This window comes from Streptomyces sp. NPDC001594, assembly GCF_042893675.1.
In the GTDB taxonomy this organism is placed as follows: domain Bacteria; phylum Actinomycetota; class Actinomycetes; order Streptomycetales; family Streptomycetaceae; genus Streptomyces.
Window position 1 is genome coordinate 177,018 of the sequence record NZ_JBIAVB010000001.1, and the last position, 16,767, is coordinate 193,784.

Sequence of the window (16,767 nt, forward strand, 5' to 3'; positions counted from 1 at the left end):
GCGATGGAGCGGCACCCACCGCAGCGGCTAGCGTGGGTCCGTGGAGCTGCTGCTGGTGTCGGACACGCACATTCCCGCGCGGGCCAGGGTGCTGCCGGCGGAACTGCTCGAACGCGTCCCGCGCGCGGACGTCGTCATCCATGCCGGGGACTGGACCGACACGGCCACGCTCGACCTGCTCCAGGAGCGGGCGCGCCGGTTGATCGGTGTGTACGGGAACAACGACGGGCCCGGGCTCCGGGCACGGCTGCCCGAGGTCGCCTACGCGGAGCTCGGCGATCTGCGCGTCGCGGTGGTGCACGAGACGGGCCCGGCACAGGGCCGCGAGCAGCGTTGCGCCGTGCGGTTCCCGGACGTGGACGTGCTGGTCTTCGGCCACAGTCACATCCCGTGGGACAGCACGGCGGGAGACCGGCTGCGGCTGCTGAACCCGGGCTCCCCGACGGACCGGCGCCGGCAGCCTTACTGCACGTACATGACGGCCCGGGTCTCTGACGGACGGCTCACCGAGGTCCGCCTGCACCGTTTGCCGCGCCCGCCCCGCCCGTCCCGCCCGGAGCCAGAGCGCCCGTCGTGATCGCTCCTCGGAGCGGAGGGGGGCCAGGCAGGGGCGCGGATCGTAGGCCGCCTGGTCGGTCACGAGCCGGTCGATCAGCGGGGTGGAGTCCAGGAGCTGACGTGCCGTCCGGTCGATGAGGGCCTGCCCGGCCCCCGGCCGGTACCAGTGCGGAACCGGGTCGGCCAGGGTGCCGGCGGGGTGGAAGCCTTCCAGGTACGAGGGCCGTGACCTCGTGTCCGCCCGTGGCGGATCTGCCAGGGGCAGAGGAACGGCGTCCGGGGGGTTCCCGAGGTCGAGAGTGGAGTCGACGGCATCCCGCCTCGACAAGGAGAAGAGATGATTCCCCTCACCATGCTCGCGCCCCGCGCGGAGGAGGGCGGCACACCGCCCGGCCACTTCGACGACCACCTCGCGGCGAGGCTGCTCGACCAGCGGATCGTCTTCCTCGGCACCCAGGTCGACGAGGTGTCGGCCAACCGGGTGTGCGCGCAGCTGCTGCTGCTGTCGGCGCAGGACCCGCGCTCCGACATCAGCCTGTACGTCAACAGCCCCGGCGGGTCGGTCACCGCGGGTCTCGCCATCTACGACACGATGCGGCTCATCCCGAACGACGTCTCGACGCTGGCGATGGGCTTCGCCGCCAGCATGGGCCAGTTCCTGCTGACCGTGGGGACGCCCGGCAAGCGGTTCGCGCTGCCGAACGCGCGGATCATGATGCACCAGCCCTCGGCGGGAATCGGCGGCACCGCCTCGGACATCGAGATCCAGGCGGAGAACCTCCAGTTCACCAAGAAGGCCGTCGAGCGGATCACCGCCCAGCACACCGGGCAGAGCGAGGAGACGATCGCGCGGGACGGCGACCGGGACCGCTGGTTCACGGCCGAACAGGCCAGGGAGTACGGGATGGTGGACCGGGTGGTGGAGTCGCTCGCCGACATCCGTCCGGCCACGCCGCGCCGACGGGCGGGGCTGTGACATGGGGTCGTACACGGTTCCCTACGTGATCGAGCGGACCGCGCAGGGCGAACGGTCCTACGACGTCTTCAGCCGGCTGCTGAACGAGCGGATCATCTTCCTCGGCACAGAGATCGACGACGGGGTCGCCAACGTGGTCATCGCGCAGCTCCTTCACCTGGAGTCGGCCAACCCGGAGCAGGAGATCTCGATCTATCTCAACTCGCCGGGCGGTTCGTTCACTTCGCTGATGGCGATCTACGACACGATGACGTTCGTGCAGGCGCCGATCTCCACCTTCTGCGTCGGTCAGGCGGCGTCGACGGCGGCGGTGCTGCTGGCGGGCGGAGATCCCGGGCGGCGGTTCGTGCTCCGGCACGCGCGGGTGCTGCTCGGCCAGCCGGCCAGCGGCGGCCGGCAGGGGACCGTCTCCGACCTCAGCCTCGCGGCCAAGGAGATGGTCCGCATCCGCTCGCAGGTGGAGGAGGTCCTGTCCCGGCACACACAGCACGACGTGGCTACGCTGCGCGCGGACATGGACCGGGAGAAGGTGTTCACCGCCGAGGAGGCCGTGGCCTACGGGCTCGCCGACGAGGTGCTGAGCCGACGGTTCGCGTTGGTCTGAGCGCGCGCGGCCGTGGCCGAGGGCCGGCGAGCCGGCCGGTAGGACGGGGGCCCGCCCCGTCCTACCGGCCGTGGCCCGGTCCGGTCAGGCGGCCAGGCAGAAGCCGTCGTACTGCGCCGTGGGTGACGTGCGGCCCCGGACCACCCGGCTCCGGGCGTGCCGGGCCAGCTCGTCACCGGCGAGCAGCAGCAGGTCGGCGAGGCCGAGCCCGAGGGCTTGGGCGGCGGCCGCGAGGACCTCGGAGGATGCCTCCTTGCGTCCGCGCTCCACCTCCGACAGGTACGGCATCGAGATCCGGGCCGCCTCCGAGACGTCCTTCAGCGTGCGCTCCTGGGCGATCCGCTCGCGCCGCAGCACGTCGCCGACGAGGTCACGCCACAGAGGCTCCCTCGGCGCACCGCTCGCGGGTCGCCGCGGGGCACTGGCCGCCCCGCCGGAACCAGGCGACGGGGCCTGCGGGCGCAGGGAGGTGACGCGGGACTCGTTCGACGTATGAGTGCTCACCCCCTCACCTTAAGGATTTGGGGCGCGGGGCGAAGGGAGTGGCCTTCCGCCCTGGGCGAAGCCTCGCCGGTGCCCGGGCCGACGCGGGTCCTGAACCCAGACGGGGCTGGGGGTCGGTCCGGCCGCTAGTTGTTCAAATTCGAATCACTCGCTATCTTCGAAGCTATTCGATTCAAGTTTGAACTTTGCAAGGGAGAACCCCGATGCCGGTACGCCGCCTCAACCACGCGGTGCTCTACGTCCGCGACGTCGCGAGCTCGGCCGCGTTCTACACCGAGGTGCTGGGCTTCAAGGTCGACACCGAGTTTCCCGGCCGGGCCGCCTTCCTCAGCGCCCAGGAAACGTCCAACGACCACGACCTCGGCCTGTTCGCGATCGGCGCCGACGCACCCGGCCCGCAGCCGGGCCGGGTCGGCCTGTACCACCTGGCCTGGGAGGTCGGCACGCTGGGCGAGCTGGCCGAGATCGGCCGGGCACTCGGCGAGCGCGGGGCGCTGGTCGGCGCCACCGACCACCACCGCTCCATGTCCTTCTACGCCAAGGACCCGGACGGCAACGAGTTCGAGGTGATGTGGCGGGTACCGCGCGAGGGCTGGGCGGCCGCCGGCGAGGCACCGAAGACGGGCCCCCTGGACCTGGAGGCCGCCATCGCCCGCTGGGGCACCGACTTGGCCACCGGCGCCGCCGCCGGCTCCGCCACCTGAGGCTCACGGTGTGACTCGCCGCTCCCCTCAGCCATGGGTCCGGAACGGTCTTGTCCTGGGAGCCCGGGCCGGGCCCGCTGGGGTGTCGGGATGACCCGGGGAACGGCACTGCACGCCGGGCAGCCACCCCACGATCGCCGCCCAGTCGAACTGCGGGTACACCCCCGTACCGCCGACCGGGGCGGGGAAGTCGTCGTGACGGCGGCGCCAGTACACTGCCGCGACCCGGCCCGCCCGGGCCATGCGTGCCACCTCCGCGAGCAGGACCCGGTACCGGCCTGGAACGACCGGGGTGAGAGCGGCGAGCGGGGAGCGGGCGCCAGCCGGGCAGCATAGACGGGCGGCCGCCCGCCCAAGCGCGGTGGCGAGTTCGCCTTCGGCCGTCCAGAAACCTGGCGCGAGACCGCGGTGGGCACCGTGACCGACACCGAGCGGTACGCGGCGGCGACCGTGCAGGCTTGGGTACTCGGCTGGACCCGTCCCAAGCTCCGGGACTCTGCAGCGGTCGACCGATGGATCCGGCTTGTCCTGGCCGCACACGCCCAACTCCGTCTCGCCCGGTCACTTGCGCGCGCCGTGGGAACGACCAGCGGAACCGAACAGCCTCACCCCCGCCCGAGTGCGAACCTGCGCGAAGACGGCACGCCAGCCCGTGCCCCGAAACCCAGCCGGCTCGGCCCCGGCCGCCCGCCCGGATCGAAGAACAAGCGGCCAGTCACCCGCTACGACGTCGGACGAATCCTCGCCACCGGCCAGTTGCGGCCCGACTGGGGCATCCTGATGGGGATCGTGCTGCTGAAGACCTTAGAGGGCTGGCGCCACAGCGTCCTCACCATGGAAGGCGGCATGCTCTGCGGGCGTCTGAACGTGCCGATCAACATCGACTGGCAAGACGCGCGAGCCGCGGCGGCCCAGAGAGTGACGGAACTCGCGCGCGACTTCCACGACACCGACGTCGCAGTGAGCTGGGATCCCCCTCAGGAGCCCTGGTCATGAACCGCTCAACTCACCCTCGCCGCCGGAACCGAACCTGCTCCGCGGGACACCGAAGATCAAACGGCAAGCTGAGCTTGTCGTCCCGCTGCCGCGACCTCGCCGGAACGGCGCCGATGCCCACGCCGGCCGTAGCGGATCATTGAGGTCGACTCGTCCCGGCAGCGCATCACGCAGAGGCGGTGCCGAAAGGACGCAGGGGCGCCGGGTCGGTAGAATGGTGCCACCGGGCACGCGCCGTTCAGCCACAGGATCACGCCGGCGGGTCGAACCTCGGCGAGAGCACTGGGCATGTTCCCCGGTCGGCCCGCGCTACGAAGAGCCGGATACCTCCCGGCCCCTTGACTGTCACCGGATGGGCATTTCTTCGCCGACACGGGAGTTGGCGCTATGAGCAACATCCTGACCCGGGGCGCGACCATCGCTTCCGCGGCCCTCCTGGCAACCACCGGCGCCTCGGTCGGCGCAGCCCAGGCGTCGACCCTGCCAAGGACCACGACGTGCCATGTGGCCGACCTGGACCTGGCCGTCGGCGACCCGGACGGCGCGGCGGGGTCGCTCTACTACCCGATCCTGTTCACCAACACATCGACCCACACCTGCGCCTTGCGCGGATACCCGGGCGTCAGTGTCGTGGACGTACGACACCGCCAGATCGGCACTTCGGCGATCCGAACCGGCGAGCCGGTGGAGACGGTGTCCGTTGTCCCGAGTGAGACCGTGACTGCCGTTCTGCGCACCAACAGCCCGGGCGTGGCGAGCTGCCGGGCGACCGCGACGTACGTCAAGGTCTATCCGCCGAACAGTTTCCAGGCCGAGCAGATTCCCTACCAACTACGGGTATGCGGAGCCTTCGAAATAAGCCCGGTGCAGGCGTCTGAATGACCGCCGACAGCGTCCGGCCCGGGCATCGGGCGCAGCGCGGAGTCGCCATAGACGACGAACGACCGTGATCCGTTCGTGCCCGGGTCGGCGTTGACCATTGCCAGCAGGGCGCGTCCGTAGAGGCGGCGCGCCGGTCGGGTCGGACGGTGCGTGCGGCAGGCCACCGGCAGTTCGTCCTGCAAGGCGTCCGGGCTTGCTGCGGCGGCCACAAGGACGGTTCGCGGTGTTGTGCGCGGCGGGCGGGATGGGCAAGACAACGGTAGCCGCGCAACTCTGTGCGCAGGCCGACTCGGCGGGCTGGCGAGTGTTTTGGGTGCGTTGGCGCGATTCCCCCGAGCTGGGGCAGCAGATGGTGCAGGTGGCGCTGGCTTGTAGACCGCCCGAGGCGGAGCTGGAATCCGCGCGGGCAGGGCTGGCGAGTCTGCCCGACATCGTGTGGCGGCAGTTGAGCCGGGCGCGGCGGTGGTTGCTGGTGTTGGACAACGCCGACGAGCCTCTCCCGACAACGCCAGCCCGGCGTTGGGCAGCAGCGGCGCGCCACGGGCCTACCGCCGTACTCCTCGTCCCTCACCTGCCGATGCTGCTCGACATCCCGGACATCCGTGTGCTGGGGCCTTACCCGCACACCATGCGCACCCGCGACGACCTGGAGGCAGCTGCGACTGCCTGGCGTCCTACACCCCGGCGACAGGCCTGGCATCGCCGGTTGCGACGCTAGGAGTGGTACTCCTCCCACGTGGCAAAGCCCTCCGGGCCCGTCGGCACGAGCGATATCAGGGCCGGCCCTGTTCATCTCCCCAGGTCGGGAGCTCCGCACGTTGTCGGGAGGAAGCGTCTCCCGATCGTCGCTGACCGCGTAAGGGATCTTGAGGCCGCGAGTTGTCCATGGCAGGCTGATGCCACATGATCGACGAATTCGCCAAGGACAACCTGCACGGAAGACTGCGTCGGGACCGCGAGGCGCTGCTCTGGAAGCTCGACGGCTTGTCCGAATACGACGCCCGCCGCCCTTTGACAGCGACCGGTACCAACCTCCTCGGCCTGGTCAAACACGTGGCCAGCGTCGAGGCCAGGTACTTCGGCGAGGTCTTCGACCGCCCTTCCCCGGAAGCGTTGCCGCGGTGGCAGGACCATGACGGCAGCGATCTGTGGGCGACTGAGGACGAGACCCGCGATCAGATCATCGAGTCCTACCGACGCACGTGGCAACACTCGGACGCGACGATCAACGAGCTTCCCCTCGACGCCCCCGGCCACGTGCCGTGGTGGCCGGAGCCTCATCACAACACGAACCTGTTCGCCATGCTGGTCCACGTCCTCGGCGAGACCAACCGCCATGCCGGGCACGCCGACATCCTGCGCGAAGACATCGATGGCCGAACCGGGATGCGGCCCGAACACGAGATGCAGATCGATGAGGAAGCCCGCAACGCTTATTACGCGAAGATCGAGCAGGCGGCCAGATCGGCCGCATCGATCAAGCCATAGGGGGCTGTGCCACGTGGCTGCCGTGCGGGCTGATCTGTCGAAAAAATGGGGGCTCGCTGACTGGGCCGGCTACCGGCCATCCCTTCCCGGCGTGGACCCCGTCGCAGCCGACCGGTCCCGTGTCAAAAGCCGTGGAAGGTTCCCGATGCATCAGTGGCATCGGCGAACTCGGCAAAGTCCATGTTGGCGATGCTGAGGTTGGCCGAAACATCAGGGAACCACTGAGCAGGGAGCCTGAACGTCCGTCCAGGCTCTTCGGAGAGGTCCACGGCCAGGAGCGCATGATGTGGATCCTTCATCGTGGCCGCGTCGGCCAGGAAGACGTGCATGATCTGGTCTTCGTCATCCGCAGCAACCTCTTCATCCATCAATGCCTGCACCTCCACGCCGGCGAAGCGGGGCTCGCTGACATACGTGGCATGGCAGTACTCGTCAGCGGCGTCGAGTGCGGCTCGAACCGCGCCCCAGGCTCCGTCGTCGTCGAATTCGGTACGCAGTACCAGCGAGGTCAGATCGTCAGGCTGAGGCAGAGACATCCCCTGATCCTCTCACCCGACGCTCGAGGGCGAACACTGGTGGTGCCGAGCGGTTGGGCCGGGTCGGCTCACCCTCGGCCGCCGCGCCGAGGGACAGCCAGGTCGAACGTCGGGGGCGCGCGGTGCTCAGAGTCCCGTGACCTTGGAGCTCGCCGAGAGCTCGTACACCAGGTTGACCGTCCTGCGGCCGCCGGGCGGGAGGGGGACGTTCCAGTGGACGATGCCCTCGGAGTCGACCGCGTCGGGGGCCGGGGAGCAGGCGTCCTTGCGGAGGCGGACCTCCACGGCGGAGACCTCTGAGACCGGTATCCGCTCGCGGACGACCACCACGCGGTCGCCCTGGTCGCCGGGTGCGGAGAACCGGGACAGGTGTACCTGCACGGTGCGCGTGACCACGGTTTTCTGCAGGAGCCCCGTGGTGTCCCGGGTTTCCTCCGTGTGCCGGAGCACCGCGTGGTCGTCCCGGCTGCCGTAGGCGAGTTCGACGGGGGCGCCGGGCGTGGTCATGTCGAGCATGCCCCGGCCGATGAACCCGCCGGCGCGGACCAGGTCCACGGGACCGGACAGCAGGGCGTGACCGGAGAGGTTGTCGAAGCGCACCACCTGGGTGACGAGGGGCGCCGCTTCGGGGCTGCAGGCGTACTCACTGACCGTCGCGGTCGTGAAGGCGGAGAGCGGCACTCGGTGGGCGCGTCCGTCTCCCGGGACGGACACCGCTGAGGGGGCGCTCAGAACGCGTGTCTCGCCGCCGTCGTCGACACCCGGCAGGCCCGGTACCGGCGTCGGCCCGAGGTCGGCCGTCTCCTCCTCGCGCAGCTCGATGTCGACCGTGCGGCGCTCCTCCGGGGAGCGGTCGGTGAGGGTGAGCCTGTCCTCGCCCAGCCGCGGCGGGGTTGTGGTCCGTGCCGAACGGGCTGTGGACAGGGTCAGGCGTACGCCGGACCAGTCCTCGCCGGTGCGCTGCCAGACCATGGCGTCGGTCTCCAGCGTGAGGGCGTCCCCGTCGAGCACCGCCCGGTAGGCGGGCCGCCACATGGCGCACGGGGAGAGGTGTGTCAGGCGCAGTTCGGCCGGGCCGGCGGTCTCGGCGTGGACGGTCAGCTCGATGTGGCCGACCAGTTCCGCGGGCTCCGGCTCGGTGGCGAGCATCGCGCGCCGGGTGGCGTCGAGTTCGGTTTCGAGTGCGGTGAACCGGGCCTGGAGGGTGTGCAGTCGCTCCCCGTGGGTTTCGCGTTCGCTGTCCACGCGGTCCAGTTCGGCGGCCCAGCGGGTCGGGTCGGTCTCGCCCGCGCCGGCGCCTTCGGAGATGTCCCGCAGGAGGTCGGCGGCGAGGTGGCCGAGCGCGCCGAGGCGGGCCTGCAGCCGGTCCCGTTGCAGGTCGAGGGCGTTTCGCTCCTCTTCGAGTGCGTGGACGCGCAGACGCAGGGCGGAGTCGTCCCCGGCAGGCCGCGGCCCGCGGGGCGTCCAGGTCCGGACGATCCGCGCGTCGAGCACGCTCGCGGGGAAATCGGCGGTCAGGGCTGCGTGGAGCGTCCGGTCGACGGCGAGCGCGCTGACGGGGCCGAGGCGCAGCCTGCGCACACCGGCGTCCAGGTCGAGGACTGCCGACCGTTCGACGTGCGCGCGGTCCTCCAGGCAGGTGACGGCGGTGACGGGGAGGGCGATGGGCTTCGGGGCCGTGGTCATGGCGGTTGTCAGCTCCTGCGGTTTCCGCCGGCCAGGGCCTTGCCGGTCGGGATGCGGATCTCGTAGCCGCCTTCGAGGGCGGTGGTGGCGCCTGCGGGCAGGTCGAGCCGCCAGAGGCGGGTGCCGGGGGCGTGGTCCTCGGGGCCCGTGCCGGGCTCTGGGGCCGTCCAGTCGGCGCGGTCATCGATCCGGACGTCCGGCTCCGAGGTGACGGGTATCCGTTCGCGGACCTCGATGGTGACGGGTCGGGCGAGTCCGTTGGCCAGCTCGACGTGGACGCGGTGGTGGAGCACGGTCGTGTTGTTGCGCAGGCCCGACGTCGACTCGTTCAGGTGGGTGCGGCGAGCGACCCGGATGCCCTCGGCGGGGCCGAGACCGACCCGTCGGACGGCGCCCGGGGCGAGCGTGGGCAGGGCCGCGGTCAGCAGGAACTCACCGTCGACGACGACCTCGACCGGGCCTGCGAGCAGGGCCTGGTCGGTGGTGTTGGACAGCACCGCCGTCGCGTACACGGTCTGCTCCACGGAAGGAACGGTGAGGTACTCGGTGCGCAGCCCTACGGGTGTCTCCATGACCGTGACCGTGTGCCAGGTCCCGTCCGAAGGGATGTCGGTGCGGGCGGCGGCGTCGAACCGGTGGTCGAACGAGCCCGCCGACTCGCGGGGTCGCACGGCGTGGCCGGGCAGCGGCAGCGAGGCGACCGCCTCGGCGCGCCGACGGTGTGCCTGCGCCACCGGATCGGCGGGGGCTCCGGGAAACAACCGGCCCCGGCGTGCGGCCGGTTCGTCCGGGCCGCTGAGGACGAGGGCCGCGTAGTCGAGATCGGCTCCGCCCGGCCTCGGGGGTCCCACCACCGCCGTCGGGGGCGCGGCGGGTGCCGGGAGACCGCCGGGAGCCGCGGGCGGCCCCGCCGGGCCGGGTGCCCCAGCGGAGGAGGCCGCGCCGCCGGCGTGCGGTCGGCCCGCGGACCGCCGCACGCGGGCCTGCGGGGCGGGGACGGGCGCGCCACCGTAGCCCTGCGGGGCAGGGGCTGGTGGGAGTAGGGGCGCCGGAGCGGCGCCCCCTGCCGGAGCGGCCGGTGCGGCGGTTCCGGTTGGAGCGGCGGGGGCCGGTACGGGCCCGGCCGCCGCGGGCCGGGCTCCGAAGCCCGCGGGCGTTCCTGCGGTCGGGGCCGGTCTCACCGCGTCTGCCGGGCGGCGGCCCGCCGCGTCGTATCCGGAGAACAGGTCCCCCAACCCGGCCGGGGGCTCGCGCCAGCCGGACGGTGCGGGGGCGTCCTGGCGTCGGCCGAGTCGGATGGAGCGGAGCCTGGGGAGGTCGTTGCCGCGCCGGAGATCGGCGGTGGCCAGGGCGACGCGTACACCGGACCAGTCCTCGCCGGTGCGCTGGGCGACCGAGGCGCGCATCAGGAGACGGCCGGTGGTGTCGCCCTGGTGGCAGGTGAGCCGGTAGGTCGGCACCCACAGGGCCCCCGGGACCGTGTACTCCAGCTCCAGCTCCAGCTCCAGCTCCATGCCCGGCGCCGCTGCGGATGCCGTTTCCGCTTCCGCCTCGGCCGCCAGGGCGTCGCCGGAGTGCGTGCTCGCTCCGGCTCCCCCGGTGAGATCGAGGGCCAAGACCGCGCAGACCGTCGTCTCCACGTGTGCCGAGGGTGCGTCGGTCGACGCGCGGGCCAGGCGGTCGGCGGCAACGGCGAGCTCGTGCTCGACGGTACTCAGCGCCTGCTCCAGCTCGACGAGGCGGGAGTGCAGGCGCTCCAGCCGCTCGTCGACGAAGTCGGCGAGGTCCAGCCATGAGTCGACCGGGGTCCGGCGGTGCGGTTCGTCATCCCTCCGTGCGGGTGCGACCGGCTTGAGCCCCCTGACCTCGGCGATCAGGCCGAGCTGCCGGTCCCGGCGGGCCCGCGCCGCCGCGTGGGCGCCGGTCAGCCGCTCCACCTCGCCGCGCAGCCCGTCGGGGGTCTCCGCACGGGGTGCGGCGGCTTCGACCTCCGTTCGCGCCTCGGTGACGCGCACTCCGGAGGAGCCCAGGACGCGGGCCCGCAGCGAGCCCGGCTCCAGCGACCGGGGCAGTCCCGTCACCCGCACCTTGCCGTCGGGGGGCACGATGCCGTGCGCCAGGCGACGGCAGACCGCACCCCTCGCGTACACCACCACCGCATCGAGAGTCGACTCCCAATGGCTTCCTGCTGCTTCCGATTTCATGCGCACCGCCCCCGCCGTGTCCGTCCTGGTGGAAGCGTACGCAGAAGACGGCACGGGCTCACCTCACCTACCGGGCCCTGTGGACAAAGCGCCGAGGCAGCGCCACGGACAGCGGTGCGCTGTGCGGCCAGTAGCTGAACGGTGTGCCACCACAGGGCGGGCCGCAGCGGCCGCGTGGGGTCCTGTCCCACGGGCGATCGGTGCGTGCCCGTCACACCCCGTCCTACGCCGGGTGGACCAGGCGGCTCTCGTAGGCGAAGACCACGGCCTGGATCCGGTCGCGGAGTTCGAGCTTCGGCAGGATCCGCCCCAGATGGGACTTCACGGTCGCCTCCGCGAGGTGCAGGGTGGCCGCGATCTCGGTGTTGGACAGGCCCCGGCCCACCTGGACCAGCACCTCGCGCTCCCGCGCGCTGAGCCGGGCCAGCCGCTCGGCGTGCTCGGACGGGACCGCGCGGGCGCCGCCGCTGCCCTCGGGGAGGTGCGGGCGCAGGCTCTCCAGCAGGCGCCGGGTGATCCGTGGGGAGACCACCGCGTCCCCGGCGGCGACGTTGCGGATCGCCGTGAGGAGCTCCTCGGGCCTGGTGTTCTTCAGCAGGAAGCCCGAGGCCCCGGCGTGGAGTCCGGCGAAGGCGTACTCGTCCAGGTCGAAGGTGGTGAGGATCAGCACCCTGCTCCCCGGCGAGACCTCGACGATCTGCCGGGTCGCCTCGATGCCGTCGGTCCCGGGCATCCGGACGTCCATGAGGATGACGTCGGGGCGCAGCTCCCGCGCGAGGCGTACGGCCTGGTCGCCGTCGGCCGCCTCGCCGACCGGTGTCATGTCGGGCTGGGCTTCCAGGACGGTGCCGAAGGCCATCCGGAGCAGCGCTTCGTCATCCGCGACGAGGATGCGGATCGTCATGCGGACACCGCCCCACAGCTGTCGAGGAGGAGGCGGGTTCCGACCCCCCAGCCGCCACCCGGGAGCGGTCCGGCCCGCAGCTGCCCCCCGTAGGCGGCAGCGCGCTCGCGCATGCCGGACAGGCCCTGGCCGGAGGGTGCGGCGGCGGGCGGCGGCAGACAGGGGCCGTTGTCGGTGACGTCCACGGTGACGGCCGCGGTCGAACAGTGGACCCGTACCTCTGCGGTCGTGCCCGGCGGTGTGTGCTTCAGGGTGTTGGTCAAGGCTTCCTGTACCAGGCGGTAGACGGTGAGTCGGGCCGTGGCGGGGACGTGCTCGTGGCTTCCGCGGACCTCCAGCCGGGTCGGCAGGCCGGCGGCGCACATCTGGTCGGCGAGGGCCTCCAGTTGGGCGATGCCGGGCAACGGGTGGCGCTCCGCGTCGGGTTCACCGGTCCGCAGGAGGCCCAGCGAGCGCCGCATGTCGGTCAAGGCCTGCCGGCCCGTCTCGGAGATCTGGAGCATCGCGGCGGTCGCCCGCTCGGGCGACCGGTGCTGCGCGTAGACCGCCGCGTCGGTCAGCGCGACCATGACGGAGAGGTTGTGGGTGACGATGTCGTGCATCTCGCGGGTGATCCGGGTCCGCTCCGCGGCGGCGGCCAGGCGTGCCTGCTGCTGCTGTTCCCGCTCCAGGCGTTCGGCCCGTTCCTCCACCGCGGCGAGGTAGGCGCGCGTGGTGCGTACGTTCACGCCGAGGACGGCGGCGGCGACGACCGTCGCGGTCACGGCGACGAAGGGCGGCAGGAACGCGCCTTCCGACGCCCAGCGCAGGCTGGCCAGCAGGACCCCGACCTGCACGACGGCGCCGGCCAGGAGCGTGCCGCGACGGCCGGAGTTCGCGGCCACCGTGAAGAGGGCCACCGGCAGAGCGATGTCCGCCGGGAGTGGGATGCCCACCAGCCACTGGACGAAGGCCGCGGCAGTGACGGCGGCGAACACCGCGCGCGGGGCGCGGCGCCGCCACGGCAGGGGAAGTGCGAGGGCGGCGGTGAGGACCACGGCCACCGGGAGTTCCGGCGGCGCGTACGTGGTCAGGACGTGGACGAGGAGGAGCGCCGGCAGCAGCGAGTCCCACACCAGGGGCGGTAGCCCGGTGGCCCGGCGCGCCACCGCGAACGCCCCCGCCGACCGGGGCCGGCCCCGGTCCGGTCGGCGCACCCGGAGGGCACTGCCGGCTTCCGCTGCCGCCTTGGTCATCCAACGTCCCTGTCGATTCGGCGCCGTGGCGCCCCCGGTCGGGGCCGCCGCCGCGGGCGGCCGGATCCGGGCCGCCCGCGGATCACCCGCCTCGCGCGGCCCGGCCGGTACCGCGGCCCTGACACGGTAGAGCGCGGGCCCCTCGCGGCGCATGCGCCCACCGTCTGATGACGACGGGCCGGGATGCGACCGCAGGAGGACCCCCGGCCCCTCCCCCGGTCGCACCGCGGACACCGTCGCGGTGTGCCCGGTTGCCACTGCGGTGGCACCGGCAGCCGTCGCGGACTGCGACCCCGGGCGCCCCCGGCGGCCCGCGAGGGCGACCCGGGAGCGATGTGGCGGCACGCACGCGGCGCCGACGATGACCGGGTGACCGAGATCATCCCGGGACTGTCCATGTCCCCCCTCGAATCCCTCGTCCTGTCGAGTGCCGTCGCGCTGGTGGCGGCGCGCTGGCTCCCTCCGGCCGCCCGTTCGCGCGTCACGGTCGCGGCGGGGGCACTGCTCGTGCCGTCCGCGCTCGTACTGGGGTTGACGGGCGTCCGCTGGCAGCTGCTGCCGGTACTGGCGGGCGCCGGCTGCGCGCTGCCGTTCGCCTGTGCCCCGCTGCTGCGACGCCGGACCGGGGGGCCCACGTGGCGGGCCCGCTGGTGGCTGGCGCTGCCGGGATCGGCGGCCTGCCTGGGGCTGATCGCCGCCGGCCCGGTGGCCGCCTGGGCCTTCCCGGTGCCGGTGTTCCCCGAGCCGACGGGCGACTTCGCGGTCGGCACCCGGGTGGTGCAGTGGACCGATCCGCGGCGCCCCGAGACCTTCACCGCCGATGCGGACGACCGCCGCACGGTCGTCGTCCAGCTCTGGTATCCCGCGCGGAAGAGCCCCGACGGCGTACGGCGGGCCCAGTACCTCGGGCGCACGGCGGAGGAGGCGCGCACCGTCTCCGAGTCGCTCGCCCGCGGGGTCGGGCTGCCGGGCTTCCTGATCGACGGTGTGCCGCGGGCCCGCAGCCGTGCGGTGTTCGACGCCCCGGTGGCCGATGGGGGCGGGCGGTTCCCCGTCGTACTGTTCTCACCCGGGTCGAGCGGGGTGCGCACCCAGAACACCGCCTGGGCCGAGGAACTGGCCAGTCACGGCTACGTGGTCGCGGCCCTCGACCACCCGTACGACTCGGCCGCCGTCGTCCTCTCGGACGGCCGGACGGTCACCACCGCGACCCGCTCCTCCGGCGACGCGGACGAGGACGCGAAGCTGGCGGCCGGCTGGACGGCGATCCGGGCCGCCGACCTCGGCTTCGTCCTCACCCGGCTGACCGCGCTGACCGGTCAGGACGGCCAGGCCCAGCAGGGCGGACAGGTCGCGCAGGGCAGCCAGGTCGCGCTCGGCGGACAGCCGGGGCAGGGGCCGGACGGGACCGCCGACCCGCTGACCGGACGCCTGGACACCGGCCGGGTCGCGGTGGCCGGCCACTCCATGGGCGGTGCCGCCGCGCTCCAGGCGGCCCGGCAGGACCCCCGGTTCGCCGCCGTCGTCGATCTGGACGGCTTCCCGCACGGCCCCGCCACGCCCGCCCTCGACCGGCCGGCGCTCGCGCTCACCCAGGAGGTCACCACGGGGACCGATCCGCGCTACCTGCCCCGCCTGACCGGGGCACTCGCCGCCAACACCGCGACGAGCTACCGGCTCACCGTCCCCGGCGCCGCGCACCTCACCTTCACGGACGGCCCCCTGTACCTGCCGCCGGTGCCCACGATCGTCGGCTCCCTGGGCCGGACCCGGAGCCCACGCGTCGTCGCCGGGGCCACCCTGGCCTTCCTGGACGCCGTGCTGCGCAACGGGTGGGACGGGCGGGGCGGACCGGGCGACCCGGCCGACGCCCTGCGGGCCTACGGCGAACTCAGCGCCCACCGACCGGGCGGCGGTCGCTGATCAGCTGTTCGGCTCCTCAAGGTCGAGCATCCGCCGGAAGTCGAAGGTGTTCCACCGTTCGGGCCGCATGTGGATCGCGACGTAGTCGGCCGCGGACTCCTCCGTCGCGTTCACGTAGCCGGTGGCGGCGTCGCCCATGTAGCGCGCGGCCATGTCGAACCGCTCCTGCTTCGAGGTCGGCCTGATCTCGGTCACCGGACCTTCCACCGACACGTACCGGTAGTCCTCGACATCGGCCACCTGCGCGCACAACGCGAACCGGCCCGCCTCCTCGATGAGCCGGGCCTTGCGCGCGCCGGGGGCGGTGATCACCTTGACGACCCCGCCCGGCTGGTACTCGTACCAGATCGGGGTGGTCAGCGGGGCACGTTCCGGCTCGGCCACGCGTAGGTGGCGGCCGCCGACGACCTCACCCTTGACACCCCCGTACACGCCCAAGGGAGTCCGTCGAAGTGCGGCCTGGAGGTGTCGGTCAGCGGCGCCACCAGGTGATGTCGGCGAGCGACGAGAGGAAGTCCTCGGCGTCGAAGACCTCGCCCGGGGCGCGCATCCCGGAGGCCGTGCCGCTCGGCGGGGTCCGGTCGGCGAGGATCCGGACGGCCGCCTCGGCGACCACCGGGGCGGTCACCGCGTAGATGTCCCGGCCGGCCGCAGTGGCGGCACGGCGCTGGGCCCCGCGGCTGACCACGACGTCGATCAGCCACGACTGCGCGGAACGGCCGTCTTCGGACACGGCGGTGGGCGCCGGCGTGCGCGGGTCCCGAAGGTCGGCCAGCGGCGCCTCGTTCATGAACGCCCGGACCTCGGGGGCCTTCAGGTGCCGTGAGATGGTGATCTGGTCGGCCGTCCCGAGCGCGCGCACGGGCTGCCTGCCCACCGGTGCCGGGAAGTCCCAGTGCGCCGGCACGTCCTGGTCGTCGTCGAAGGGCACCAGGCGACCGCCGCTCACCGTCACCCGCTTGCCCGCGCTGCGCGCCCCCGCCTTGCGGGTACCGGCTGTCGGGTGCCAGCTGTCGAGCGCGAACGCCACCGAGATGTCGTCCGCGGCCGCCCAGTCCCCCATCGCCGCGGTGGCCAGCAGGTCCGGCAGACCTCCGAAGAAGCCCAGTGCGGGCAGGAACAGCCGGCCGCTGTCCGCCAGTGGGTCCCGGTAGGTCTCGAAGTCGTGGCGGGTGACGGGCTGCTCGCCGGTGATGTCGATGTAGTGGATGCCGGCGCGCAGCGCTGCCTCGATCAGCGGCCCGGTGGTGTCGCCGAACGGGCCCGCGGCATTGACCACCAGCGCGGCGCCCGCTACCAGCGCGTCCAGGGAACCGGGTTCGTCGACGGTGGCGACATGGATGCGGGCGTACGGGTGGACCTCGGCCAGGGCGGCCATGCGGACCGGGTCGCGGCCCCCGAGGGAAAGACCCAAGCCGCGCTGGTGGAACTCGTCGATGAGGAAGCGGGCCGTGTGGCCGTAGGCCCCGAAGATCGCGACGGTCCGCCGCGCTGCGTTCGTGTTCGCGTTCGTGTTCATGGCATCGAGCTTGGGAGCAAACGGCCATCCGCACGAGTGTCGGGAAGG

15 protein-coding genes and 1 pseudogene are annotated in these 16,767 nt (G+C 72.8%); 8 read left to right on the forward strand and 8 right to left on the reverse strand.

Going from position 1 to position 16,767, the window contains the following annotated elements:
• Nucleotides 1-40: 40 nt before the first annotated feature.
• From ACFY0O_RS00925 to ACFY0O_RS00935, 3 genes are all read left to right on the forward strand, one after another.
• On the forward strand, nt 41-577 hold the full coding sequence (locus ACFY0O_RS00925) for a metallophosphoesterase family protein (protein WP_388941050.1): 537 nt from the start codon (nt 41-43) through the stop codon (nt 575-577).
• A gap of 318 nt (nt 578-895) precedes the next feature.
• Nucleotides 896-1,534 (forward strand): ClpP family protease, encoded by a 639-nt coding sequence (locus ACFY0O_RS00930; protein WP_388941053.1) that lies wholly within the window; start codon nt 896-898, stop codon nt 1,532-1,534.
• 1 nt (nt 1,535) lies between these two features.
• Nucleotides 1,536-2,138 (forward strand): ClpP family protease, encoded by a 603-nt coding sequence (locus ACFY0O_RS00935; RefSeq protein ID WP_388941055.1) that lies wholly within the window; start codon nt 1,536-1,538, stop codon nt 2,136-2,138.
• A gap of 84 nt (nt 2,139-2,222) precedes the next feature.
• Here ACFY0O_RS00935 and ACFY0O_RS00940 read toward each other — a convergent pair whose 3' ends face one another.
• A complete protein-coding gene (locus tag ACFY0O_RS00940) occupies nt 2,223-2,642 on the reverse strand; it encodes a helix-turn-helix domain-containing protein (protein WP_388941058.1) in 420 nt (139 codons plus the stop codon).
• Between the two features lie 203 nt (nt 2,643-2,845).
• Here ACFY0O_RS00940 and ACFY0O_RS00945 point away from each other — a divergent pair, with 203 nt between their 5' ends.
• The 4 genes and pseudogenes from ACFY0O_RS00945 (at nt 2,846) to ACFY0O_RS00960 (ending at nt 6,712) form a co-directional block, all read left to right on the forward strand.
• Entirely contained in the window at nt 2,846-3,346 is a 501-nt protein-coding gene (locus tag ACFY0O_RS00945; protein WP_388941061.1) for a VOC family protein, read from the forward strand.
• A 339-nt stretch (nt 3,347-3,685) separates the two neighbouring features.
• Nucleotides 3,686-4,084: pseudogene (locus ACFY0O_RS00950) on the forward strand (hypothetical protein); the annotation flags it as partial.
• 645 nt (nt 4,085-4,729) lie between these two features.
• Entirely contained in the window at nt 4,730-5,224 is a 495-nt protein-coding gene (locus ACFY0O_RS00955) for a DUF4232 domain-containing protein (RefSeq protein ID WP_388941063.1), read from the forward strand.
• A gap of 903 nt (nt 5,225-6,127) precedes the next feature.
• A complete protein-coding gene (locus ACFY0O_RS00960) occupies nt 6,128-6,712 on the forward strand; it encodes a DinB family protein (RefSeq protein ID WP_388941065.1) in 585 nt (194 codons plus the stop codon).
• Between the two features lie 122 nt (nt 6,713-6,834).
• Here ACFY0O_RS00960 and ACFY0O_RS00965 read toward each other — a convergent pair whose 3' ends face one another.
• The 5 genes from ACFY0O_RS00965 to ACFY0O_RS00985 all read right to left on the reverse strand — a co-directional run bounded on the left by ACFY0O_RS00965 (nt 6,835) and on the right by ACFY0O_RS00985 (nt 13,277).
• Nucleotides 6,835-7,248 carry a DUF6924 domain-containing protein gene (locus ACFY0O_RS00965; protein ID WP_388941067.1) on the reverse strand — a complete coding sequence of 138 codons (414 nt, stop codon included), beginning with the start codon at nt 7,246-7,248 and terminating at the stop codon, nt 6,835-6,837.
• A 126-nt stretch (nt 7,249-7,374) separates the two neighbouring features.
• Complete coding sequence (locus ACFY0O_RS00970) at nt 7,375-8,934, reverse strand: mucoidy inhibitor MuiA family protein (protein WP_388941070.1); 1,560 nt, start codon at nt 8,932-8,934, stop codon at nt 7,375-7,377.
• Nucleotides 8,935-8,942: 8 nt separating this feature from the next.
• Nucleotides 8,943-11,090, reverse strand: coding sequence for a DUF4139 domain-containing protein (locus tag ACFY0O_RS00975; RefSeq protein ID WP_388941073.1), 2,148 nt, complete (start codon nt 11,088-11,090; stop codon nt 8,943-8,945).
• Nucleotides 11,091-11,361: 271 nt separating this feature from the next.
• Complete coding sequence (locus ACFY0O_RS00980; protein ID WP_388941077.1) at nt 11,362-12,042, reverse strand: response regulator; 681 nt, start codon at nt 12,040-12,042, stop codon at nt 11,362-11,364.
• A complete protein-coding gene (locus tag ACFY0O_RS00985) occupies nt 12,039-13,277 on the reverse strand; it encodes a sensor histidine kinase (RefSeq protein ID WP_388941080.1) in 1,239 nt (412 codons plus the stop codon). The genes ACFY0O_RS00980 and ACFY0O_RS00985 overlap by 4 nt, the downstream gene beginning before the upstream one ends.
• Before the next feature lie 396 nt (nt 13,278-13,673).
• Between ACFY0O_RS00985 and ACFY0O_RS00990 the strand changes: the two genes are divergently transcribed.
• Nucleotides 13,674-15,200, forward strand: a complete 1,527-nt coding sequence (locus ACFY0O_RS00990) for an alpha/beta hydrolase family protein (RefSeq protein WP_388942216.1) — start codon at nt 13,674-13,676, stop codon at nt 15,198-15,200.
• Here ACFY0O_RS00990 and ACFY0O_RS00995 read toward each other — a convergent pair whose 3' ends face one another.
• On the reverse strand, nt 15,201-15,632 hold the full coding sequence (locus ACFY0O_RS00995) for a pyridoxamine 5'-phosphate oxidase family protein (RefSeq protein WP_388941082.1): 432 nt from the start codon (nt 15,630-15,632) through the stop codon (nt 15,201-15,203). It lies immediately after the preceding gene.
• Nucleotides 15,633-15,672: 40 nt separating this feature from the next.
• Complete coding sequence (locus ACFY0O_RS01000) at nt 15,673-16,719, reverse strand: saccharopine dehydrogenase NADP-binding domain-containing protein (RefSeq protein WP_388941085.1); 1,047 nt, start codon at nt 16,717-16,719, stop codon at nt 15,673-15,675.
• Nucleotides 16,720-16,767 lie beyond the last annotated feature (48 nt).